Genomic DNA, 22726 nt, shown 5'->3' with positions numbered 1-22726 from the left:
AATCAATTAGTATGGCAACAAACTTGAATTAAGTCCATACATTATAAATCTTGTACGGCTTTACAGCCATACAGATGCCGCCGCGCTACCGCCTGACCCAATCCCTGGCTGATGTATGGACTTAGTGTCCGTAACCAAGGGATATCACATGTCCAACTCTCGAACCTGGGCCCGGCGTGCTGGCGCCCGGGCATCCCGCTTGCGCGCGCTACCCAAGGCAGCGTGTATAGCTTTGCTGCCCCTGCTGTTGAGCGGCTGCGAAATGGCGCTGTTTTCACCCAAGGGCGATATCGGCGTTCAGACCAAAAACCTGATTCTGATCGCCTCGGGCCTCATGTTGCTGGTGGTGATCCCCGTGATCCTGCTGACCTTGTACTTCGGCTGGCGCTACCGCGAGACCAATACTCGCGCACGCTACGAACCGAAGTGGTCGCATTCCACCAGCATTGAAGTGATCGTGTGGACCATTCCCTGCATCATCGTCGCCATTCTGGCCGTGCTGATCTGGAAGACCACGCACGAACTGGACCCCTACAAGCCCCTGCAATCCGAAGTGGCGCCGCTGCGCATTGAAGTCGTGGCGCTGGACTGGAAGTGGCTCTTCATCTATCCGGATTACGGCATCGCCACCATTAACCAGTTGCCGGTCCCCGTGGGCACGCCGCTGGAATTCAAGCTGACGGCGCAGTCGATGATGAATTCGTTCTTCATCCCGCAACTGGGCACCCAGATCTATGCGATGGCCGGCATGCAAACCCGCCTGCACCTGATCGCCGACGAACCGGGCGATTTTCCCGGCCTGTCGGCGGCCTACAGCGGTCCCGGCTTTTCCGACATGCACTTCCTGACGCACGCGACCTCGCGCGCTGAATTCGACACCTGGGTCAAGCAAGCGCAAAACGCGCCACAAAAGCTGGATGCCGCCGCCTATGAACGTCTGGCCCAGCCCAGCGGCCGCATGGAACCGGCGGTGTATTCGCAAGTGCAGCCTGCGCTGTTCGACTCCATCGTCAACCTGTACATGCACAGCCATGGCGCGCCGCGCTCGACCGCCAAACAACTGGCGCTGACGCAATCCCTTGAACAAGCAATAGCGAGCGAACTATGTTCGGCAAACTGACCCTAGAGGCGGTCCCCTACCACGAGCCCATCATCATGGGCACGCTGGGGGTCGTCACCCTGCTCGGCCTGGCCCTCGTGGCCGCCATGACGTACTACCGAAAGTGGGGGTACCTGTGGACCGAGTGGATCACCACCGTCGATCACAAGCGCATCGGCGCGATGTACATCATCCTGGCGCTGATCATGCTGCTGCGCGGCTTTGCCGACGCCATCATGATGCGCGCCCAGCAGGCCATGGCCGTAGGCGACGCCGCAGGTTATCTGCCGCCGCACCACTACGATCAGATCTTTACGGCGCACGGCGTCATCATGATCTTCTTCGTAGCCACGCCCCTGATCCTGGGATTGATGAACGTGGTCGTGCCGTTGCAGATCGGCGCGCGCGACGTGGCTTACCCGCTGGTGAACTCGCTGGGTTTCTGGCTGTCTGCCGTGGGCGCGATTCTGGTCATGATCTCGATGTTCGTAGGCGACTTCGCCGCCACGGGCTGGGTCGCATATCCGCCATTATCAGGGTTGCAATACAGTCCAACCGTGGGGGTGGACTACTACATCTGGTCCTTGCAGATATCGGGATTGGGCACCACGCTGTCGGGCATCAACTTCATCGTGACCATTCTGCGCATGCGCGCGCCAGGCATGAACCTGATGAAGATGCCGGTGTTCACGTGGACCGCGCTGATCACCAACATCCTTATCGTGGCGGTGTTCCCCGTGCTGACGGCGACCTTGGCGCTGCTGACGATGGACCGGTACTTCGACATGCATTTCTTCACCAACGAGCTTGGTGGAAACGCGATGATGTACATCAACCTGATCTGGATCTGGGGCCACCCCGAGGTCTACATCCTGATCCTGCCGGCGTTTGGCGCGTTCTCGGAAATCATTGCCACGTTCTCGCGTAAGCCGCTGTTCGGCTACAAGTCGATGGTGTATGCCACGTCGTCGATCGGCATTCTGTCGTTCTTCGTGTGGCTGCACCACTTCTTCACCATGGGCTCGGGCGCCAACGTGAACGCCTTCTTTGGCATCATGACATCGATCATTTCGATTCCCACGGGCGTGAAGCTGTTCAACTGGCTTTTCACGATGTTCCGCGGCCGCATCCGCTATCACTCCGCCACGCTGTGGACGATAGGCTTCATGGTCACGTTTGCCATCGGCGGCATGACGGGCGTGCTGCTTGCCGTGCCGGGCGCAGACTTCGTGCTGCACAACAGCTTGTTCCTGGTGGCGCACTTTCATAACGTCATTATTGGCGGCGTGGTGTTCGGCTGCCTGGCGGGCCTGACCTTCTGGTTCCCCAAGGTCTACGGTTTCACGCTGAATGAATTCTGGGGCAAGACCTCGTTCTGGTGCTGGCTGATCGGCTTCTTCCTGGCCTTCATGCCGCTGTACATCCTGGGCTTCAAGGGCATGACGCGCCGCATGAACCACTATCCGCATGCGGACTGGCAGCCCTACCTGATCGTGGCGCTGGTTGGCGCGGTCATCATCGGCCTGGGCATCTTGGCGCTCTTGATCCAGATTGTTGTCAGCGTCAAAGACCGCAAGCAAAACCGCGACCTGACGGGCGATCCCTGGGATGCGCGCAGCCTGGAATGGGCTACCGCTTCGCCCGTGCCGTCCTACAACTTTGCCGTAACGCCAGAGATCACCTCGCTGGAACAGCATTGGGATAACAAGCAGGCGGGCCGAGCCTATGTGCGTCCTGCCAAGTACGAACCCATCCATATGCCGCGCAACACCGCGGTGGGGTTTGTGATTTCCATGCTGGGCCTGGTGCTGTGCTTTGCGCTGGTCTGGCACATGTGGGCCGTGGCCGTGGGCAGCCTCGTCGGCATCATCATCACTTTTGTGGCGCGCAGCTATGACCGCGACGTGGACTTCTACATACCCGCGGCCGAGGTCGAACGCATCGAAAACGCCCGCTACGCGAAACTCCAGGAGGCTGCGTAAATCATGAGCCATCTGACTCTGAGCGGCGCCCCCGGCGCCCATGACGCGCACGACGAGCATCACGACGACGGAGCCAAGACCACGATGGGGTTCTGGATCTATCTGATGAGCGACTGCCTGATCTTTGCCGTGCTGTTCGCCACCTTTGCGGTGCTGGGCAATAGCACGGCGGGCGGGCATACCGGCGCAGAACTGTTCCACCTGCCCTTTGTGCTGGGCGAAACGATGTTGCTGCTGATCAGCAGCTTCACTTTCGGCGTGGCCATGCTGGGCATGCAGGCCGGCCGCAAGCAGCAGGTCATTACCTGGCTGGGCATCACGTTCCTGATCGGCGCGGGCTTCATCGCCATGGAGCTGTACGAGTTTTCGGTACTGCTTGCCGAAGGCGCAAGCCCGAGCACCAGCGCCTATCTGTCGGCCTACTTCACGCTGGTCGGCACGCACGGCCTGCACGTGTCGTTCGGTCTGATCTGGATTCTGGTTCTGATGCACCAAGTGCACCACTACGGCCTGGATGGCATCGTTCGGCGCCGTCTGTCCTGCCTGTCGATGTTCTGGCACTTTCTGGACCTGGTCTGGATCTGCGTCTTTACCTTTGTCTACCTGCGCGAGTTCGTATGAGCACGATCACCCATCCCACGCCCGGCGCGCACGATCATGGCGACAACGCCGGTCACGACAACTCGCACGGCAGCCTGAAAAGTTACTTTGTCGGTTTCCTGCTGTCGCTCGTTCTGACTCTGGCGTCGTTCGGCGCCGTTATGACGGACCTGGTGCCGCGCGAGGCCAGGCTGGCCACGCTGGCCGTTCTGTGCGTCGTGCAACTGCTGGTGCAACTGGTGTATTTCCTGCATTTGGGCGCATCCAGCAAGCAACGCGAAAACACGGGCGTCTTTATTTGCACGGCGCTGCTGATTGCGATTCTGGTGGCGGGTTCGCTATGGGTCATGCACAACGCCAATGAAAACATGATGCCCATGCAGATGTCCGTGGATCAGGCCAAGATTCGCCCGTAAGGACCGCCACATGGAACGCACGCTTTTGGACGCCGAACTTCCGGCCCTGTATCTGGACGCGCAGGGCAACATCCCCCAGTTCGAGAGCGTGCGCCAGGCTCGCGCCGCGCTACGCGTGGGCGGGTCGGCTCAAGCCGCTGCCGATGCCGGTATGTTTGCGCACGCCGTGGGCGGCCTGGTGTTCGGCGACAGCCGGGACGGCCAGGACCCGCGGCGGTTTCTGACTCATCCAGCCGCCAGCGGCACGCATGCCCTGACGCTGGGCGCTCAACTGCTGGCGGGCGTGTCACCCGCGCGCCGCGTCTACCTGCCGACTCCAAGCTGGGGGAATTACCAGCGGATTTTCGAGCAGGCGGGTTTTGCCGTTGGGCACTATCCCTATTTCAATGCGCAAGACCGCAAGCTGGATGTCGGTAGCCTGGTGGGCTTTCTATGCCGCCTGCCTGCGCCCGCCATCATCGTGCTGCAAGCCAGTTGCCACAACCCCACCGGCAGCGACCTGAATCGCCAACAGTGGGATGTTATTGCCGATGTGATCAAAGCGCTGGGGCATACCCCCTTCATCGACATGGCCTACCAAGGGCTAGGTGAAACGGTGCAGGACGACAACTACGGCGTGGCAGCGATGGCCAGCCGCAATGTGTTCACGCTGGTAGCGCAGTCGTGCTCAAAAATATTCCAGCTGTCGGACGCGCGCTGCGGCAGCCTGAACGCCTACTGCCCGTCGCTGGACTTGGCGCAAACACTGCAATCCACCATGCAAGCCTGGACACGGGCGAACGCCGTGCCGGGTTCCGTTGGAGTCGTCGCGCGCATTTTGAACCAGCCGGGCCTGCGCAAGCTGTGGCAGGACGAACTGTTGGGCATGCGGGATCGTGTCAGCCAGATTCGGGCGGCGCTGCACAAGACCTTGTGCCGCTTGTCGCCCGCCTGGGACTGGTCGTACCTGACGCAGCAGCGCGGGTTCTTCAGCTACGACCCGGCCTTGCATCCCTCTATTGAAACGGCCTTGAATGCGGCCCCGCTGACATCGGAATCATCGCCTGTGCAGGCTCGCCGCATCGTGTCGCCATCCGGCCGGCTGGGTATTTCCTTGATCACAGAACACAATCTTCCCCAGATTGCGCATGCCATCGCGGGAACCAGCGCTCCGTGACACGCATACCGGCGGCCGGCCCTGCGCGCCTGCCCGGTTATCAGCCGCGAATTCCTGTCACGGCGCGCACACGGCTCATGCCTATGCCGTCGTCGTTCTCGCACCCTGACTTGGGTGGCGCATTCCATTGCAAAAACACGTCTTTTCTCATCAGCACAATAATTTTTGTGGGAGATGGCACCGTCACGCAGATTAATTCTTCCATTATTTTTTGTGACGGCCAGACCGCGAGCAATGTGGCCACTACTACTACAACCGCCCTATTCAGCATTGCGGATTCGCGTTTCTACAAGGAGGCCGCAGTGTAGTAATGCCTATGCAGGGCGAAGGATAATAAAAGAAAACAAACCAGACAGAAAGTATCTAACACATTAACAGTGTCAATATATTCCGCAATATTAAACGACCGTTTAATAGACCCGCGTTTATGCGCACCAGTCATCTGCATGCAGACCGGCGGCACAAAAACCCGTCAAGCTGTCAGCGTGTTTTTATATACCTTGCCGTCCTTCATGATCAGGCGCAGGTTTTTACCGGGGTCGCCTAGAAAATCCAGATTCCGGGCGGGATCACCATCTGCCACCAGCAAGTCGGCATAGGCGCCCGGCACGATGCGGCCCAGGGCGCGAGGATAAGGATTCCGCTCACCCGACAAAGCCAGCAATTCGCCGTTCACGCCTGTGGCTTGAGCCAGCGCCGTCAGCGCGTCATAGAAGCGCACCATCTTGGCCAACTGCCTGCCTTGCGTAGGCGTGTTTTTTGCATTGAACAGAATGTCTGTGCCCCAGCCGGTCTTGATCCCATATTTCTGTGCCATTTCATAGGCCTTCACCGTGCCTTCCGCGACTTGCCGCTGGCTCGCTTGCCGTGCCGCGTCCGGATAGGCATTGCTGTCCTCGTCCTGCAAAAATGGCTGAAGGCTCCACCACACGCCTTCGTCGCGCATCATGCGTACGCTGGCCTCGTCCGCCAACTGGCCGTGCTCAATACATTGCACCCCCGCCTTGATCGTGCGCTGGATGCCCTTAGGCGTATAGACGTGCGCCATCACATAGGTATTCCAGTCGTCCGCCGCCTCGACCGCCGTTCGCAGCTCTACCTCCGAGAATTGTGTGCTATCCAGGGGGTCGTAAAGCGACGCGACGCCGCCGCCTGCTATCACCTTGACTTGAGTAGCGCCCAACATCAGTTGCTCGCGCACCCGGCGCAACACTTCCGCGCTGCCGTCAGCGATCATCGCCACGCCTGCGCTCTCCACCAGGCTCAACGGCCCATTGGCGGCGCGCGGCACCTCGCTGCGCAAGCGAAAATCCCCGTGGCCCGCTGTCTGGGAAATCATGGCCCCGCTGGGATAAATGCGTGGCCCCGGCACCATGCCTTCATCAATGGCGCGTTTAAGCGCAAACGCCGGGCCGCCCGCATCGCGTATGGAAGTAAAACCCCGCAATAGCGTGCGCTCGGCCTCTTGCGCGGCGGCGATGTACAGATAGCCGATATCGGCCGTCATGGCGGTGACCTGCGAAATGGCCGCCAACATGGAATGCCAGTGCACGTCTATCAGCCCGGGCATCACCACTTTTCCCTGACAATCAATGACTTGCGCGCCTTCGACGCTTTCCCCTGCCGCGGGCAAAGCGGAGATCACGTTGCCTTGAATCAATACCTGCACGCCCTCGCGCACAGGTTTTCCGGTACCGTCGAACAGGCGCAAATTCGTCAACAGACGCGGCTGGGCGGGCGTTGCTGGCTGGCGCGTCACATCGTCAGCGGCACGCAGCGAAACAAACGGAATCAGCGTTGCCGCGACTCCGCCAAGAAACATGCGGCGCGACATATCTGCCATGACGCGCTGGTAGACGAGCTTGCACGCTACGCTGCCGCAATGGCAGGACCGAGGTCGATGAAACAGATAGCTTTGTGAAAGCTCGTGTTGGCGCGCGTCAGAGGGAGCCATCGAAATATCCTGAGAGTGAACCAGCGGCAATACCTGCACCGATGCTACTCAATAAACAGGAGGGCCGCCATGGCTTGCGGCCGGCGGGTATGCGTTGGCATCCTTATTTCTTTAACGGCGGCGATACCGGATTCCACGGTGCGGCGCGTACCAGCAAGCTCACGAAAAGCGCGACAAGACAGACGGCAAGCACCAGGTGGAAGCCATCCATGAACGCCAGCACATTTGCCTCGCGTGCAATCAGCTTGCCGACCCCTGCCTTGGCCTGAAAGACGGGGTCCCCGGCACCCATGCCGGCATAGCGCTCTTGAAGCGCGGTAATCTGACCGGCAACTCGCGTATCCCCTGCCGGCAAGCTCTCGCCCAACACGGCGCGATAGTGTGCCCCCTGGTTCCGCAGCCACGCTGACAGCGCGGCGGCGCTGATAGTGGGCAGAATGATGCGAATGACAGGGATGAACGACAGCATCGATAAGATGTTTTGCGGCACAACATTACTGACAATGACCGCCATCAGCCCTACAAAAACGAAACTGTGCGCCACGCCCATTACCACTAGCAGCAGCGTAAATTCATGGGCGCGCCATTCATTGGTCAGCGTGGTTCCCATCACCGCAGCAATGGCAAAAAGCGTCAAGCCCAATGCCAGATTGACGCGCGCATCAACCCTGCGCCCAAGCCAGATGACAATCGGAATGGCCGCGATATTGCCTGCAACCGCAAACAGCAGCACCCAGCCCATCTGAATGGCTTTGAGCCCTCCCATCACGGACAGGAACGTGGACACGAGTGCGGCATTGGCGGAAATCAGCATCCCATAGAGACCCGCAAGTACGAAGCCCAACAAGATATTGCGATTCGAAATCCCTGCGCGGCTTGGGAAAGCCGCAGGCGTGAATTCCGCGCGGACAAGCGCGATGAGGGCAAGCGCCGCCCCGCCGACCAGACAGGACACGACGACGCCGGAGCCTAGCCAATCCAGCCTTTCGCCCTGATCGATGCCCGCGTATAGCAACGTCAAGCCCCCGCAGAACATGATGATGCCGGGCCAATCCGTCCGCTTCAGCATCGCCTTGTCCGTGATCTGGCCAGGCAATGCCTTCCAGATCATCCACACCATGCACATCGATAAGAGCCCTGTCGTCCAATAGATCCACTGCCAGCCCAGCCCATCAGCGAACACGCCTGCCATCGGAACGCCAACGTTCACTCCGACCACAATCCTGAGACCGTAGAAGGCCATCACCGCAATCCAGAGCGCGGGCCGCAGACTTTTGAACACGATCAACAGGGTGACTGACAGGAAAATGCCCAACAGTATTCCCTGGGCGATATGCAGTGCGAAGATCACTTCGATTGATGTCGCATATGGCGTAGCAATACACGCAAGCAAAAGCAGGACACCGGCAATACCAACGACACGAACCATCCCGAAGACCGTCGCAAACCAAGGCACGGCAGGAGCGATCAGCAATTGCGATGCGTTCAGCACGGTGATCAGCCACGCCATCTCATCAATGGATAGGCCAAACACGCCGCCAAGGTCCCTCTGCCCCACCGAGATCATCCGCGTATGCAAGCTCGTCATGAACGCGCCGATGAAAATCCCGATCACGGCCAAAAGCGGGCGTGGCGCCGACGCGCCCGCGAACAGCCGCGAGAACCAGAAGAATGCGCGGGATCTCGGCGAGGTCTGGCTGCTGATGCTGATCACCGTCAGTGCCCGGCGTCTACGGCGCTGGCTACCGCCTTATCCGATGCAGCGGCGTAGGGCGCTACTGGCTCACCCTTTACCAGAATGCGCGCCTGCACCGACATGCCGGGTCGCAGTGCGACGATTTGCTCTTGCGTAGGGTCCAAGGCAATACGCACCGCAATGCGCTGCACCACCTTCGTGAAATTTCCAGAAGCGTTTTCGTTGGGTAACAGCGCTGTCTCGGCGCCGCTGGCTGGGGCAATCCGCTCCACGCGCCCTTTCAAGGTCACGCCCGGAAAGGCATCTACCCTGATTTCGGCAGGTTGGTCCGCTTCGACATGCGCCAATTGCGTTTCCTTGTAATTGGCAATGATGTAAGGCGTTTCCGACGGCACGATCGCGATGATCTGCGTCCCTACGCCGACGAGACTACCCGCTTGGACGCGGCGTGCGTTCACGGTCCCATCAAAGGGCGCAATGATGCGCGTGTGACCCAGTTGCAGTTGCGCGGTCCGCAATCTGGCTTCGGCCGTGTTCACATCGGCAACACGTTCAGGTTCGCTCGCCGCCAGCACATCCAGTTGCCGGCGTGCATGATCCAGCGACGCGATGCTGCCCGCCAACGTCGATTGGGCAGCTGCACGATCCGCTCTGACGCCCTCAAGCTTCTGTTGCGACGCAAACCCCTGCCCTGCCAGATGCGTCTGCCTCTTGGCGTCCTGGCTGTGTTGATCGTGCCGGGCGCGAGCCGAGCCGACGGCAGCCTGCGCTTGCGCGATCTGAGCGCGGTTCAACGCCTTTTCATCCGAGAGTTTGGCAAGCGTGGCACGGGTCCGGGCCAGTGCGGCGTCAGCCTGCGCAACGGCAACCAAATACTCTTCGTCGTCGATCAAGGCGATCACATCGCCGGCGCTGACACGTTGAAAGTCCTGCACGAGCACGCTGCGCACATAACCTGGCACACGCGCGCTCAGAGTGGTTCCATCCTGCTTCACGTAGGCGTTTTCAGTGGACTGTACCGGCCGTCCGGCCACCCAGACATTCCAGTTGGTAATGCTGAAGGCGACAAGCCCCAGAACCGCCGCGATGGTGAACCACGGCGCGTACCGGACAATCCAAGGCTTAGGGGGCGCGGCAGGCGGGGGCACAGAGCCGGGCGGAGGGCCGGCTGCGGCCGAAGTGCCGGTCTGGGGGGTAGCCGGCGCAGGGGTCGGCGTCTGGTCGGGAGCGGGCGGCGTGTTCCCCGCATTGCTTGCGTTGCTCATGATCTGCGTTCTCTTCTCGTTATTGCGAATGGGCGGCGTCCGCCCCGGGACCGCCCTGCGCGTCAGCCAATGGTGCTTTCCGGTTCCACCACCCGCCGCCCAGAGCCTGATACAACGCGACGGTATTGTTCAGGCGCAAGGCCTGGGCATTGATACGGCCAAGGCGAGCGTTAAGCAGCTTGGCCTGGGCGATCAGGATCAGCGCCTGATCGCCCGCACCCGCGTCGAAATGGCCTTGAGCGATACGCAAGCTTTGCTCGGTAGCGACTTCGGCGGCGTATTCCGCTTGGAGCAGCGCCGCGTCCGATTCAAGCGCCGTCAGCGTGTCGACGACCTGGCCAAAGGCATTCATCGCCACGCTGCGATAAACCGCCGCAGCCTGTTGAAAATCGGCTTCAGCGGCGTGGCGCCGGTGGGTTAGCCGCCCACCATCGAAGACGTTCTGGGCCGCACTGCCAAGCAGATTCCAAAGTATTGAACCCGTCGAAAAAAGATCGCCGATTTGACTGGCGCGGCTGCCATACCCCGCCGACAGCGACAGCCGCGGCAGCAAATCCGCGATGGCAACGCCAATATCTGCATTGGCGCGCTTAAGGTTGGCTTCCGCCGCGCGGATATCGGGGCGTTGATTCAGTAGTGCCGACGGTACTGCCAAAGGCAGTTCATTGGGCAGCGCCAATTTGATCAGGCTGGATTCGGATTCTTGGAATTCGGTGGGGAAGCGCCCCAGATAGATCGCCAACCGATGGCGTTGCTGGGCAAGCCGCTTTTGTCGTGGCGGCAGAGTTGCTTGCGTTTGCGCAACGATGGCTCGCTGCGAGGCGACCTCAACCAAGGAGACATCACCCGCCGCATGGCGGGTTTCCAGCACATGCAAATAGGCGCGCTGGGTGTCGATCAACGCGTGAATAGCCTGCAATTGCTCGCGCAACGACGCTTCCGTGATGACAGCCGTAACGACATTGGCGCTAAGCGACAAATAGGCCGCTTCGAGTTCGTAGCCGCGGCCTTCAGCCCGCGCATCCATGGCCTCGACGGATCGCCGTATCCCGCCGAAAACGTCCATGTCATAGGCGACGGCTACCGATGCCCCTGCCAAGCTGTACACGCCCGGCCTGCCGGTTGCGGCAATAACGTTCTGCTGACGGCTATGCGATACCAGCACGTCCATCCGAGGAAATAAAGCGCCGCCTGCCGACGCGGCCTCTTCCTGTGCTTTGCGCAGCGCCGCTTGTGCGGCGTCCAGGTCTGGATTGTTGCGCAGCGATTCTTCGACCAATTCATTCAGTTCGGCGGACCCGAACTCCGTCCACCAATCCGCACCCACATCGCGCTCCGGATTCAAGCGCTGCTGCTGCCCCACGTTTGGGTCGATTTGCGCCCCAACGTCCAGACTTGCACTGCTCAGGAATTCAGCATGGCTGTTCACGCCTGGCCGGACATAGTCAGGCCCCACCGCCACACACCCGGAAAGCATCAAAACCGCCAGCGGGATCATCCCGCTGGTTCGGCGGCGCTCAGGCAAAAACTGCGATCGCTTGAATTCGCACATGGGGTTGGTTCCGCCAACGTATTAGGTGAATCCGCAGCATGCCAATTTCTGAAAGGCATGGTCGGACTTTGGATTCCAAACCCGATACTTTCGCCTTTCAAAATCGCATCTCCCATAGAAGAAATTCGAATCAGGTAGATCAATGCGCGACGTGACAGAAGCAGGCAAAGCGGGCTGATTGTGTAGTTATATTCATCGGCTTTTACTAGTTCTTCACACTCGTTAAAAGAACCGCGGAACATAGGTTTTCCTTGCTCAATACACTGCTACGCAAGGTCACGCACCCAAAAAGATAAATCACTTCAGCGCGAGGTTCGCAGTGTCGGAAGTCGTCGTCTACATCAGAAGCCAACCCCAGTTTGGCGATCAAATCGTTGCCTTTCCCGCGCTGTACCAGCTTAAGTCGTGGTGGTCTTCAAACCGGATCACAGTGGTAGCCCGCGACGACGTGGGCGATATTTACCGCGCGCTTCCGTGGGTCAACGAGTTCGTGCGAGCCACAACATTCAGCGACTATGTGCGCAGCCTGAAAAAAGAGACTCGCGTGTCCGTCTGTCTGCATCACAGCAGCGAACGCTACGGCCTGGCAAATCTGCTGCGCCGGCCGGCCGTGCGCCTTGGGTTTCTTAATGCGCGCATCAGCGACAGGGTCTGGACGCACTGCCATCGCAAGGACACAGCCGAATACATCGGCTTGGCCAATCTGCGTCTGCTGGCGTCCTACCAACCGGTCGACGCCGAGCCCACGATGCGGCAGTGCTTTCAAGCTCTGGCCGCTCGCGACCTGCAAACCACTCCTTCGTCTGACGTCGTCATGATTCCGGGCGGCGGCTCGGGCGCGTTCAAGCGATGGAGCCTGGCCCACTACCTTGGACTGGTGGACAGGCTGAAAGGGTTGCTGGGCCGGGACGCCCGCTATCTCTTCGTATTAGGCCCTCAGGAAGAACAAGAGCGCGCCACGCTAGAAGCCATGCGGCGACCGGATATTTCCATTGCCTATCGCCGTTCGATCCCTGAGTTAAGCGCGATCATGTTGCAGGCGCGGCTGGTGGTCGCCAATGACTGCGGCCCGTCGCACATTGCACAAAGCGCATGCGTTCCTTATGTGGGCGTGTTCAACGCGCCAAATCCAGAGTGGTTCTGGAGCCGTCCTTATTCGGCCGCCGTCGTGCCCCAGCATCATCGGGACGGTATTAACTCCATCACGCCAGATGACGTTTTTGGCGCTTGCCGAGGCGTCATGCCGCATGCGCCGTCGTATCTATCTTGAAACTGCCTTCAGGCATGCCACCTGAATCCCCTATGGAAAAACATGCGCATACTGCATACGCTGGGTGAACGAAGCCTGGGCGGCCTGGAATTCCGAACGCTGGAACAGGCCAGCTGGCTGCAACGCCAGGGACATAAAGCCGCCATCGCCGCGCCCGCCGACAGCGCCATCATCTGCGAGGCCTCGCAGCGGGGGCTGACTACCGTCCCCATCGACTACAGCCGCGCCTATTCCCCCGCCACCGTTCTCAAGTTGCGCCGGGCGGTTAAGGCGCTGCGCATTGACGTCATTGACACACACAGCCGCGCCGACGGAAAGACGGCCGCCTTATGCCGTGATTTGTGCGCCGTGGTCAGAACACGCCACTTTGCCAAGCCCATGCCCACGTCTGCACGTCGGCGGCTGGAATGGAAATGGGGCTGTGATCACGTGATCGCCACCAGCGACGTAGGCAGACAGGAAGTCCTGGCTGCCCGTTTGGTGCGGCCGGAGCACATCAGTGTGGTGGGCGAATGGGCGCATGACAGCTTCTTCCTGTCTATGGACAAGCAAGATGCACGCCGGCGCGTCCGACTAGAGCTGGAGATAAGCCCCCAGGCGTATGTCATCGCGACCATCGGCATGCTGCGCCCGGAAAAGGGGCAAGCCGACCTATTGCGTGTTGTTGCGCGCCTGCGCGGGCAGGCAGTCCCCGCAGTAGCGTTGGTGGTGGGCATGCCTACACAAAACACCAAGCCCTATGCTTACGAACTCTACCAACTGGCTATCGAATTGGGGATCTCCGATCACGTGGTGTTTACCGGCCACAGGACGGATATCGCGGACATGATTCACGCCTCGGATGTCGTGCTGGTGCCATCGGCCACAGAAGCGTGGTCCCGGATCGTGCCAGAGGCTTATGCGGCGCGCTGCCCGGTCGTGGCCAGCAACGTCGGCGGCTTGCCGGAAATCATCGCGCACGGCAGAACGGGTTGGTTGGCGCCCCCGGGAGATATTGCGCGCTTTGCAGATTGCGTCACGGAAATCCGCCATGCGCCCGCCGCCGCATCTGCAATCGTTGCGGCCGCGCGTGACTACGCAGAGGTGAATTTCCGATTGGCCCGAAAGATGGCGAGCACGTTGGACGCGTACTGCTTGGCGATGGGCCGGATGAAAGCCGCGGCAGCGGCGTAGGCCGTCGCGCAGGCCGTCGCGTAGACGTTGGCCGCCCCGTCATTCATTGTCCGAAGCTGCGGCGCAAGCGTTCCAATTCGGCCATGTTCAGGCGCTTCGCTTCTTGCTCCGCGTAGCTCCGTTCCCCTGATTCGTACGCCCCTTTGTAGAGGCAGCCGCGGCGATTCGGCTTGCACTCGTCGTTAGCCCGGGAAGGGCTGGCGGTGGAGGCTGGGTTTGACGTTGCGCTCGAGGTGGCGCCCGGCTGCGTGGATGAGCAGCCGGCGGCCAGGACGGCAAGCAAGATCCCGGCGGCACGGCAGCACAGCATTTGAATAGACATGTTCCCTGGCCCTACAGAAGCTTTAACAATGCTTATAACAAGCCGTAGCCGGGAAAACCGTTCCAAGACGTAGCAAAGAAGGGTTTGCATGGCCTGGGATGCCTGCCCTGCAACAAAGAATCCGACAGTAAGCGCTAGGCGTCTTCGGCGGACGACAGATCGGTGAAGTCCGCGACCTTGCCGTCCTGAAAATTCACCATGATTCCATACGGCTCGCAGACGGGGAACACTCCCTCGGCAAAGAGAATGGACCATTCGTCTTCGCTGTGAAAGATGATTTCCGGCCCATCCACAAGCGGCACGCCCGAAGGCAGTTGAAAGCTACCGTCACAGCCCAACGTCGCAGGCGACGTCCGGTAGACGCCTTCCAGATAAGCCGCAGCTTGGGCAATCCACGCCCCCAGGCTGGCCATGATGCGGCGGAAAGCGTCAAGCCCCGCTTCATTGTCCCGGGAGTCGGCCAACACTTGCACGGAAACAAATACCGAGCCGCCGTTGATATCCGGGGAGGTGTCGTAGTTGCCCTGCAAATACCGCAAACCATCTTCGCTGGTATTGAGGGTCAAGGAGGACAAGGGAGAGGTATCGGATGTGGGCACGGGCGTGTCTCGGTGGTCGCAATTAAGCGCTATTGTCCGCAGAATTTCCTTCTGAAGCCATTGGCACCCATTTTCAGAGACGTTCAAGACCGCTCATCCCTGCGCCCGCCATCGGTTCCGCCCCCCAAAACGAAAGGGCCGAATCCAATGTCCAGGACCCGGCCCTACAACTTGCTACCAAACTGCCTGCTTTTGCAGCAAGCAGTCCAGCAATTAAATCGCTTTGATCATTGTCGCCTGCGGACCTTTCTGTCCTTGGCCGGCGACGAACGAAACACGCTGGTTCTCTTCAAGAGATTTGTGCCCGTCACCCTGAATTTCAGAGTAATGCGCGAAGAGGTCTTTGCCACCCAGCTCCGGCGAGATAAAGCCGTAGCCCTTGTCGTTGTTGAACCACTTCACGATACCAGTTTCAATCTTCAATGTATGTCCTAGATGTACAGGGAAAAATATTCCCGCCGTCACTATCAGTGATTAGCTTGAACAAAGATATCGCTGTTTCTAAATAGTACATATGCCGGGCCAGTCAGCCGGCGGCGTTTTCGTTCTGACGAGGGTTTGTTTCACTGGCCAGAAAGCCAGCCACCATCGCAACGCATTGTTATTAATGATATTTATGGCGCGGCAGGAGGGGCTCGAACCCCCGACCCCGGGCTTAGAAGGCCCGTGCTCTATCCAGCTGAGCTACTGCCGCGCTGCGTGACGATGCCCCGGAACATGGTCCGGGCGGCGCATTTTACCTTGTTGGGAGAAAAGAGGGGCAGCGCCTACTCTTCGCCAATATCCGTGTGCGTGGACACCCATAAAACGATGGCGTCTTCAGGGCTCAGGCTGATGACGCGGTGCCCCATCCGGCTGTCGATATAGAAGCTTTCGCCCGCTTTCAGGCGCGCGGGTTCATAGAACTCGGTGTAGAGCTGGACCTCGCCTTCCAGCACATAGACGAATTCTTCGCCGCCGTGTCGGCTCCAATCCTGGAACTCGTCGAACGATCGGGCCTTGACCCGGGTGTGGAACGGCATCATGCGCTTATGAGACAGCGCGGTGCACAGCAAGCGGTGGTCGTAGTACGGGGTTTCGTACTGGCGCCCTTCCCCTTGGCGGCTCAGGCTGCGCCGGCCGGTGCCCATGTGGGCGTCGGATGCCGTGAACAGTTCGGCCACGTCCAGATCCAGGCCCGCGGCAATCTTGATCAGGTTGTCATAGGTGGGCGACAGCAGGCTGTTTTCTATTTTGGACAGAGTGGACGCGGACACGCCGGTGGCTGCGGCCGCCTGCTTCAGTGTCCAATCCCGCGCCTGGCGCAGGGCTCGAAGCCGTTGTGCCAATACGCTCTGTTTGTTGCCTTGCATCTGTGCACCCTGTCATGCCCGCGATTGACGCTCACGCCACCAATCGCGCGCCTGGTAAGACCAATAGGTCAGTTGAACCGCCGCCGTGCCGAACCCGCCACCGTTCCAGACCAAGCCGAACGGTTCGAAGAGCTTGTAGCGCTGGCTGTCGCCCGTGATCCCTTCGGCCACGACGCGTCCGCCTATCGAGGTGGTGTTCATGCCGTGCCCGCCGAATGCCGTGCAATACCAGACATCCGGCGCCAGCTGGCCTATTTGCGGCATCAGGTGACGCGCGTAGGCCATGCGCCCCGACCATGCTGCTTCAACGCGCAGCCCCTGTAATTGGGGATAAACGGACAGCAATTCGCGGCGCAACGACTCGGCCAGATCGGGCGGGTCATCGACACGGGTGGTGATTCTACTGCCCCAGCCGATGCGCCCGCCATCAAGCACCCGGTAATAGTTGCCGGCGCGCCGGTCGTCGCCAATGGCGGCCGTGCTGCGGATGGCGTCAAGCACCCGGTCGCCTAGCGGTTCGGTCAGCATGATGTAGGTGGCGATTGGCAGCATGGCCCGGCGCAGCGCGGGCACCACGTCATCGGTGTAGCCGCCTGTGGCCAGCACGACGGCGCGGGCGTCGATCTGGCCTTGGGCGGTCTTCAGATGTTTGACGGCGCCGTTAAGTGTTGCCCCAGTCACGGGCGAGTCTTCATGAATGCGCACGCCCAGCCGGACGCATTCCCGCGCAAGCGCGCGTGCGTAGTTAAGCGGATGAAAATGAAACGATGCGGGGTCTTCGACGCCTTGATGGTAGACGTCCGACACCAGCCGCTCGCGCACCTGGGCTCGGGTCAGAAAACGCACGTCGCGCCCGAAGTCACGGCGCTGGGCGTCGCACCACTGGTTCAACGCATCTGTCGCTTCGTATCGCACCACGCGCAGCCGCCCGTCGACCTTGTGAGCGTCGGCAATGTCCAGGTCGCGGATGTTGTCGCGGATGATCTCTACGCCTTCCATCGACAAGCGGTACAACTGGCGGTAGTGATCTTCGCCGACGTACTTTCGGATGACATCGGCGCCTGCCGAAAACGCCGGCGACACCGAACCGCCATTACGGCCCGAAGCGCCCCAGGCGATGCGCCGCCCTTCCAGCAAGGTGACATTGCGGCCGCGCCGGGCCAGTTCCAATGCGGTGGACAGGCCGGCCAGCCCGCCTCCCACCACGCAGACGTCGGCGCTGGACACGCCCGCCAACGGCGCGTAATAGGTGTCGGCGTCGGCCAGCGTGCGCTTGTAATAGGTATCGATGTACTCGGAAGCCATATCGGTCGGGTCCGCGTCAGTTCAGGCTGGCGCCCTGCAAGCCGCCCGTCAGCCGCTTTTCCAGCCAGTTGGCCAGGCGCAGCAAGGGGTAGCAGTAGATGAAGTAGATGGCGGCGATCATGCCGTAGATGAACAGCGACTTGGCCGGGAAGGTAATGATGAAGACCTCGCCCTGCCGCGTGAGTTCGGTGATGCCGACGACGGACAGGATGGCGGTGCTTTTGATCAGCATGACGTACACGCCGCTCATGGGCTGCACGATCAGGCGCATGGCTTGCGGCAGCACCACCAGCCGCAGAATCTGCAAGGGCCGCAGGCCCAGCGTCATTGCGCCTTCGGTCTGGCCGCGAGGCACCGACTGAATCGCGCCCATGACGATTTCGGCCACATAGCAAGACGTGTAGACCGACAGCGAGACAAAGGCGGCGGTGGCCGAGTCCCAGTGCAGCAACGCGATACCGGTGCTGGGCAGCACAAAATAGAAGATGTAGAGCTGAACCAGAAACGGCGTACCGCGCAGCACGTGGATATACAGGCCCAGCAATTGGTGCACGCCGCGGATGCGATAGCTGCGGATCACGCCAATCACAAAACCCAAAAGCGATCCGGCGATGATCGCCACAAACGAGATCTTCAGCGTTTCCCAGAAGCCCTTGAGCAAGAAGGGCAACACGACGCCGGCGGTGGAAAGATAGGAATCCAACATGCTTACCTCGCGTTCCAAGCCGGACCGGCCAGCCAAAGGCTGACGCCACGGGACAACAGCAGCATGACGCCGTAGATCAGCAGGTAGCCAGCGGCGATGGTCAGGAAACTCTCGCTAGGCACAATGCGGTCGCTGTTCATTTGCACGCCCGCCGCGACCAGTTCAAACACCGTGATCAGCGACAGCAAGGACGTGTCTTTGATCAGCACGGCAGTCTGTCCCAGCAAAGGCGGCAAGGTGTTGACGAAGGCCTGCGGCAATACGACATAGCGCAGACGCTGGTGGTAATTCATGCCGCAAGCCTTGGCGCCTTCGACCTGGCCGCGCGGCACGGACTCAATGCCGACACGGATGATTTCACTCATGTAGGCGGCGTGATGCAGGGTCATGGCGATGATGCCCAAGAGCATCTCGCTCCACCCCTTCGCGCCCGGAATCAGCATGGGCACGGCGTAATAGACCAGATAGATCTGCACCAGCAAAGGCGTAGACCGGATGAACTGCACATACGCCGCCACCGGCCGCCAGATGGCCGCGCGGGACGACATATGCAATAGCGCCAGCGGGACGCCGGCCAACACAGACAACACCAGGCTTGCGCCTGCCGCGATCAGCGTGTTGGCCAGGCCCGTGGCGAATTGGCCCGTGTACTGGCTGACGATGCGCCAGTTATAGAAGTCGATCAACCAGTCCATGGGCTCCGCCGCTTATCAGTGTTCTTTTTTCCAATCGGTGGAGTACCAGTACTTCACCTGCGCCGGGAGCGTGCCGTCGGCCGTTTTCAGCGTTTGCCAGTTGTCCAGCCAGAACTTCAGGCGGAACGCATTGGGGCCCACGGCGAACGCCAGGGGCTCGCGCACCATGATGCCGTCCAGTACGCGCAGGTTGCCGAAGTCCACCAGGAACTGGTTGGCGGTGGACAAGGACATGATGCCGGCGTCCAGACGGCCGCTGGAAAGTGCCTGGCCGACCGGAGCGCTGCCGCCCGAGAACTCTTTCATCGTGGCTTTGGGCAGCATCTTCTTGCCCACTTCGGCGTAGGTGCTGGCCCCCAGCACGCCGACGTTGACGCCCGCCTTGTCCAGTTCTTCGTACGACTTGTACGGAGAGTCCTTGGGCACGACCGCCACGGTGTCGGCGTAGAACATCGGCGCCGAGAACAGCACTTGAGCGGCGCGCTGCGGGGTGGGCGTCATGTCGGCGGCGACCATGTCGGCCTTGCCGGATAAGAGCGCTGGCAACAGCCCCTTCCACTCATAGTCTTGCAGCACCAGCTTCACGCCCAAATCGTCGGCCATGCGCTGCGCCACTTCCACCGCCAAGCCCGTGCGCTTGCCCGATTTGTCCATAAAGCTCATCAGCGGCCCGGATGTCTGCACTGCCACCCGGAATTCGCCGCGTTTGATGATGTCTCCCAACTCGTCCGCCTGTGCCGGCAGGGCCACGGTGGTGGCCGCCAGGGCGACACTGGCCACGCCCAGCCATTGTTTGATTTTCAACATTTCGATAACCCCTAGAGGTGGATGGAACCTTGTCATTCCGGGCAGAGCACGTCTTGTCACATCAGGGCCGGCAGCGCCCGGATTTGCCGGACCGGCCTTCGTACCACCTGGCGCCGCGCATGCGCGAAACGCCCTTTCTGCTGCCGCTTTTGCTGCTTTTTGCTGCTTGGACTACAGAATCTTTTCCAGGAAGGCGCGGGTACGCGCCTCTTTCGGATGGCCGAATACCTCGTCCGGCGTGCCTCTTTCGACCACGCGGCCCGCGTCCATGAACAGCGCGCGGTCGCCGACGTCGCGGGCGAAACCCATCTCGTGCGTGACCACCGCCATCGTCATGCCGTCGCGCGCCAGGGCGCGCATCAATTCCAGAATGCCGCCGACGGTTTCCGGATCGAGCGCAGAGGTCGCCTCGTCGAACAGCATCAGTTTGGGGTCCATGGCCAGGGCGCGGGCAATCGCCACGCGTTGCTGCTGGCCGCCAGACAACTGGCTGGGATAGCGGTCGCCGTAGTCGCCCATGCCGACGCGGCCCAGCAGATCAAGGGCATAGCGTTCGGCGTCGCCACGGCTGCGGCCGCGCACCACGCGCTGGGGTAGCGCGACGTTGTCCAGCGCAGTACGGTGTTGGAACAGATTGAAGTGCTGAAACACCATGCCGACTTCGGTGCGCCAGCGATTGACGTCGGTTTCGGGGTCGGTCAGCGACACGCCGTCCACGCGGATCGTGCCGCTATCGATGCTTTCCAGCCCGTTCAACGTTCGCAGCAAGGTGCTTTTGCCGGAACCGGACGGCCCGACCACCACCATGACCTCGCCCCGGTTCAGTTGGCAATCGACGGCGTCCAGCGCCAGATGCGGGGGCTGCCCATCACGTTGATAGGACTTGGAGACTGCCTGGACATCAAGTAAAGCGTCGGCCACTGATGCACCCCAAGGAGGTTTTTCACGGCACGCCCTTGAAACCGATGCGCCCCCTGGAGGGAACAATTTTCTTGGGCCTGCCCAGAAAAAAAAGTTTCGCAATTCACGCTAGAGTTTCGTATAGTAAATTTTTTTCCAGAATCGCCACTTAGGCATAACCCTTAAAAGCGAAGCATTTCTTCGCTGGCAATCCAAGGAACCGGCATGGACACCCCCCAAGACATCCTGCGCGCGCTCGGCCTGAACCCAGACGCGCTTACCGGCGGCACGTTGACCGCACGCAGCCCGATCGATGGCGCTGAACTGGCCCAGGTGCATGAACACACGGTGGCTCAGGCCCACTCGGCGATCACCCGCGCCCGCCAAGCCAGCCTGGCCTGGCGCGATGTGCCCGCCCCGCGCCGGGGCGAATTGATCCGTCTGCTGGGTGAAACGCTGCGTGAAAACAAGACTGCGCTGGGCCGCCTTGTCAGTCTGGAAGCCGGCAAGATCCTGGCCGAAGGCGAAGGCGAAGTGCAGGAAATGATCGACATCTGCGACTTTGCCGTGGGCCTGTCGCGCCAGCTGTACGGCCTGACCATCGCCTCTGAGCGCCCCGGCCACCGCATGATGGAAACCTGGCATCCGCTGGGTGTGGTCGGCGTCATCAGCGCCTTTAACTTCCCCGTGGCGGTGTGGTCCTGGAACGCCGCGCTGGCGATCGTCTGCGGCAACGCGGTCGTCTGGAAACCGTCAGAGAAAACCCCGCTGACCGCCCTTGCCTGCCAAGCTTTGTTCGCGCAGGCCATGCACCGCTTTGGCGACGCGCCGGCCGGCTTGTCCGAAGTGCTGATCGGCGGCCGCGAAGTTGGCGAAGCGCTGGTGGATTCGCATACCGTGGCGCTGGTATCGGCCACGGGCTCGACCCGCATGGGCCGCCAGGTTGGCCCGCGCGTGGCGCAACGCTTTGGCCGCGTGCTGCTGGAATTGGGCGGCAACAACGCCATCATCGTCGGCCCCACCGCTGACCTGGACATGGCCGCCCGCGGCATCGTCTTCGGCGCCATCGGCACTGCCGGCCAGCGCTGCACCACCACGCGCCGCCTGATCGTGCACGAAAGCGTGGCCGATGCCCTGGTCGAGCGCCTGCACAAGGCTTATGCCAGCGCCCCCATCGGCAACCCGCTGGACGGCGGCAATCTGGTCGGCCCGCTGATTGACCGTGTGTCGTTTGACGCCATGCAGGAATCGCTGAAAGCGGCGCGCGAACAAGGCGGCAAAGTTGCAGGCGGCGAACGCGTGCTGGCAGATCAGTACCCGAACGCCTGGTATGTGCGCCCGGCTATCGCCGAAATGCCCGGCCAGACCGATGTCGTTTGCCACGAGACCTTTGCGCCCATTCTGTACGTGATGCGCTACAAGGAATTCGGCGACGCGCTGGCCTTGCAAAACGGCGTGCCGCAAGGCCTGTCGTCCGCCATTTTCACCAATGACCTGCGCGAAGCCGAAACCTTCCTGTCGGCATCCGGTTCTGACTGCGGCATTGCCAACGTCAACATCGGCACATCCGGCGCGGAAATCGGCGGCGCCTTCGGTGGCGAAAAGGAAACAGGCGGCGGCCGCGAATCGGGTTCGGACTCGTGGCGCAATTACATGCGCCGCGCGACCAACACCATCAATTACTCGCGCAATCTGCCGCTGGCACAAGGCATCAAATTCGGCGAATAAGCCCGCTAAACGCTTGAAATAGCAGGCCCCTGGCATTGTCGACAATGCCAGGGGCCTGTTGCTTTGGATCGTCAGCCTCACCACCTTTAACGCTGCTTTATTACAAGCACTACATAAGATTAGGCTGCCTTACAAACGGTTTCCGGGCT

At 60.8% G+C, this 22726-nt stretch carries 22 protein-coding genes and 1 tRNA gene; 8 read left to right on the top strand and 15 right to left on the bottom strand.

Annotated features, from left to right (window positions below; translation table 11 throughout):
* Window positions 1–148: 148 nt before the first annotated feature.
* The 5 genes from cyoA to RAS12_RS00320 are packed head-to-tail and all read left to right on the top strand — an operon-like array spanning window position 149 to window position 5253.
* The gene (cyoA, locus tag RAS12_RS00340) at window positions 149–1120 is read left to right on the top strand and encodes a ubiquinol oxidase subunit II (protein ID WP_306944358.1); all 972 of its coding nucleotides are present in this window, start codon (window positions 149–151) and stop codon (window positions 1118–1120) included.
* Window positions 1105–3081: a cytochrome o ubiquinol oxidase subunit I gene (gene cyoB / locus RAS12_RS00335; RefSeq protein ID WP_306944356.1), complete on the top strand. Its 1977-nt coding sequence runs from the start codon at window positions 1105–1107 to the stop codon at window positions 3079–3081. The genes cyoA and cyoB overlap by 16 nt, the downstream gene beginning before the upstream one ends.
* Before the next feature lie 3 nt (window positions 3082–3084).
* The gene (gene cyoC, locus RAS12_RS00330; RefSeq protein WP_306944354.1) at window positions 3085–3702 is read left to right on the top strand and encodes a cytochrome o ubiquinol oxidase subunit III; all 618 of its coding nucleotides are present in this window, start codon (window positions 3085–3087) and stop codon (window positions 3700–3702) included.
* Entirely contained in the window at window positions 3699–4097 is a 399-nt protein-coding gene (gene cyoD, locus RAS12_RS00325) for a cytochrome o ubiquinol oxidase subunit IV (RefSeq protein WP_306944351.1), read from the top strand. Before cyoC ends, cyoD begins: the two co-directional genes overlap by 4 nt.
* A gap of 10 nt (window positions 4098–4107) precedes the next feature.
* Entirely contained in the window at window positions 4108–5253 is a 1146-nt protein-coding gene (locus tag RAS12_RS00320) for an aminotransferase class I/II-fold pyridoxal phosphate-dependent enzyme (protein ID WP_306944350.1), read from the top strand.
* A 40-nt stretch (window positions 5254–5293) separates the two neighbouring features.
* Here RAS12_RS00320 and RAS12_RS00315 read toward each other — a convergent pair whose 3' ends face one another.
* The 6 genes from RAS12_RS00315 to RAS12_RS00290 form a co-directional block, all read right to left on the bottom strand.
* The gene (locus RAS12_RS00315; protein ID WP_306944347.1) at window positions 5294–5497 is read right to left on the bottom strand and encodes a hypothetical protein; all 204 of its coding nucleotides are present in this window, start codon (window positions 5495–5497) and stop codon (window positions 5294–5296) included.
* Between the two features lie 228 nt (window positions 5498–5725).
* Window positions 5726–7207, bottom strand: a complete 1482-nt coding sequence (locus RAS12_RS00310; RefSeq protein ID WP_306944345.1) for a metal-dependent hydrolase family protein — start codon at window positions 7205–7207, stop codon at window positions 5726–5728.
* Window positions 7208–7310: 103 nt separating this feature from the next.
* Window positions 7311–8921 carry an MFS transporter gene (locus tag RAS12_RS00305; RefSeq protein ID WP_306944343.1) on the bottom strand — a complete coding sequence of 537 codons (1611 nt, stop codon included), beginning with the start codon at window positions 8919–8921 and terminating at the stop codon, window positions 7311–7313.
* Between the two features lie 2 nt (window positions 8922–8923).
* Window positions 8924–10168, bottom strand: coding sequence for an HlyD family secretion protein (locus RAS12_RS00300; RefSeq protein WP_306944341.1), 1245 nt, complete (start codon window positions 10166–10168; stop codon window positions 8924–8926).
* Between the two features lie 19 nt (window positions 10169–10187).
* A complete protein-coding gene (locus tag RAS12_RS00295; RefSeq protein WP_306944339.1) occupies window positions 10188–11645 on the bottom strand; it encodes an efflux transporter outer membrane subunit in 1458 nt (485 codons plus the stop codon).
* A gap of 17 nt (window positions 11646–11662) precedes the next feature.
* The gene (locus RAS12_RS00290) at window positions 11663–11962 is read right to left on the bottom strand and encodes a hypothetical protein (RefSeq protein WP_306944337.1); all 300 of its coding nucleotides are present in this window, start codon (window positions 11960–11962) and stop codon (window positions 11663–11665) included.
* A gap of 77 nt (window positions 11963–12039) precedes the next feature.
* On the opposite strand from RAS12_RS00290, the gene RAS12_RS00285 reads away from it, so the two are divergent.
* The gene (locus RAS12_RS00285; RefSeq protein ID WP_306944335.1) at window positions 12040–12990 is read left to right on the top strand and encodes a glycosyltransferase family 9 protein; all 951 of its coding nucleotides are present in this window, start codon (window positions 12040–12042) and stop codon (window positions 12988–12990) included.
* A gap of 42 nt (window positions 12991–13032) precedes the next feature.
* Window positions 13033–14163 carry a glycosyltransferase family 4 protein gene (locus RAS12_RS00280; RefSeq protein ID WP_306944333.1) on the top strand — a complete coding sequence of 377 codons (1131 nt, stop codon included), beginning with the start codon at window positions 13033–13035 and terminating at the stop codon, window positions 14161–14163.
* Between the two features lie 456 nt (window positions 14164–14619).
* Here RAS12_RS00280 and RAS12_RS00275 read toward each other — a convergent pair whose 3' ends face one another.
* From RAS12_RS00275 to RAS12_RS00235, 9 genes are all read right to left on the bottom strand, one after another.
* The gene (locus RAS12_RS00275) at window positions 14620–15060 is read right to left on the bottom strand and encodes a hypothetical protein (RefSeq protein WP_306944331.1); all 441 of its coding nucleotides are present in this window, start codon (window positions 15058–15060) and stop codon (window positions 14620–14622) included.
* 237 nt (window positions 15061–15297) lie between these two features.
* Entirely contained in the window at window positions 15298–15501 is a 204-nt protein-coding gene (locus RAS12_RS00270) for a cold-shock protein (RefSeq protein WP_172616244.1), read from the bottom strand.
* Window positions 15502–15701: 200 nt separating this feature from the next.
* Window positions 15702–15778: transfer RNA gene (locus RAS12_RS00265), tRNA-Arg, on the bottom strand.
* A gap of 73 nt (window positions 15779–15851) precedes the next feature.
* Entirely contained in the window at window positions 15852–16436 is a 585-nt protein-coding gene (locus RAS12_RS00260; protein ID WP_306944329.1) for a helix-turn-helix domain-containing protein, read from the bottom strand.
* A gap of 12 nt (window positions 16437–16448) precedes the next feature.
* Window positions 16449–17741, bottom strand: a complete 1293-nt coding sequence (locus RAS12_RS00255) for an NAD(P)/FAD-dependent oxidoreductase (protein WP_306944327.1) — start codon at window positions 17739–17741, stop codon at window positions 16449–16451.
* 16 nt (window positions 17742–17757) lie between these two features.
* On the bottom strand, window positions 17758–18447 hold the full coding sequence (locus RAS12_RS00250) for an amino acid ABC transporter permease (RefSeq protein ID WP_306944324.1): 690 nt from the start codon (window positions 18445–18447) through the stop codon (window positions 17758–17760).
* 2 nt (window positions 18448–18449) lie between these two features.
* The gene (locus tag RAS12_RS00245; RefSeq protein WP_306944322.1) at window positions 18450–19142 is read right to left on the bottom strand and encodes an amino acid ABC transporter permease; all 693 of its coding nucleotides are present in this window, start codon (window positions 19140–19142) and stop codon (window positions 18450–18452) included.
* 15 nt (window positions 19143–19157) lie between these two features.
* The gene (locus RAS12_RS00240; RefSeq protein WP_306944320.1) at window positions 19158–19949 is read right to left on the bottom strand and encodes an ABC transporter substrate-binding protein; all 792 of its coding nucleotides are present in this window, start codon (window positions 19947–19949) and stop codon (window positions 19158–19160) included.
* A gap of 171 nt (window positions 19950–20120) precedes the next feature.
* On the bottom strand, window positions 20121–20870 hold the full coding sequence (locus RAS12_RS00235) for an amino acid ABC transporter ATP-binding protein (RefSeq protein WP_306944317.1): 750 nt from the start codon (window positions 20868–20870) through the stop codon (window positions 20121–20123).
* 204 nt (window positions 20871–21074) lie between these two features.
* Between RAS12_RS00235 and amaB the strand changes: the two genes are divergently transcribed.
* Window positions 21075–22577 carry an L-piperidine-6-carboxylate dehydrogenase gene (gene amaB, locus RAS12_RS00230; RefSeq protein ID WP_306944316.1) on the top strand — a complete coding sequence of 501 codons (1503 nt, stop codon included), beginning with the start codon at window positions 21075–21077 and terminating at the stop codon, window positions 22575–22577.
* Window positions 22578–22726 lie beyond the last annotated feature (149 nt).

It is taken from the genome of Achromobacter seleniivolatilans (assembly GCF_030864005.1).
Lineage (GTDB): Bacteria > Pseudomonadota > Gammaproteobacteria > Burkholderiales > Burkholderiaceae_B > Achromobacter > Achromobacter seleniivolatilans.
This window is presented reverse-complemented; position numbering and strand designations above follow the sequence as displayed.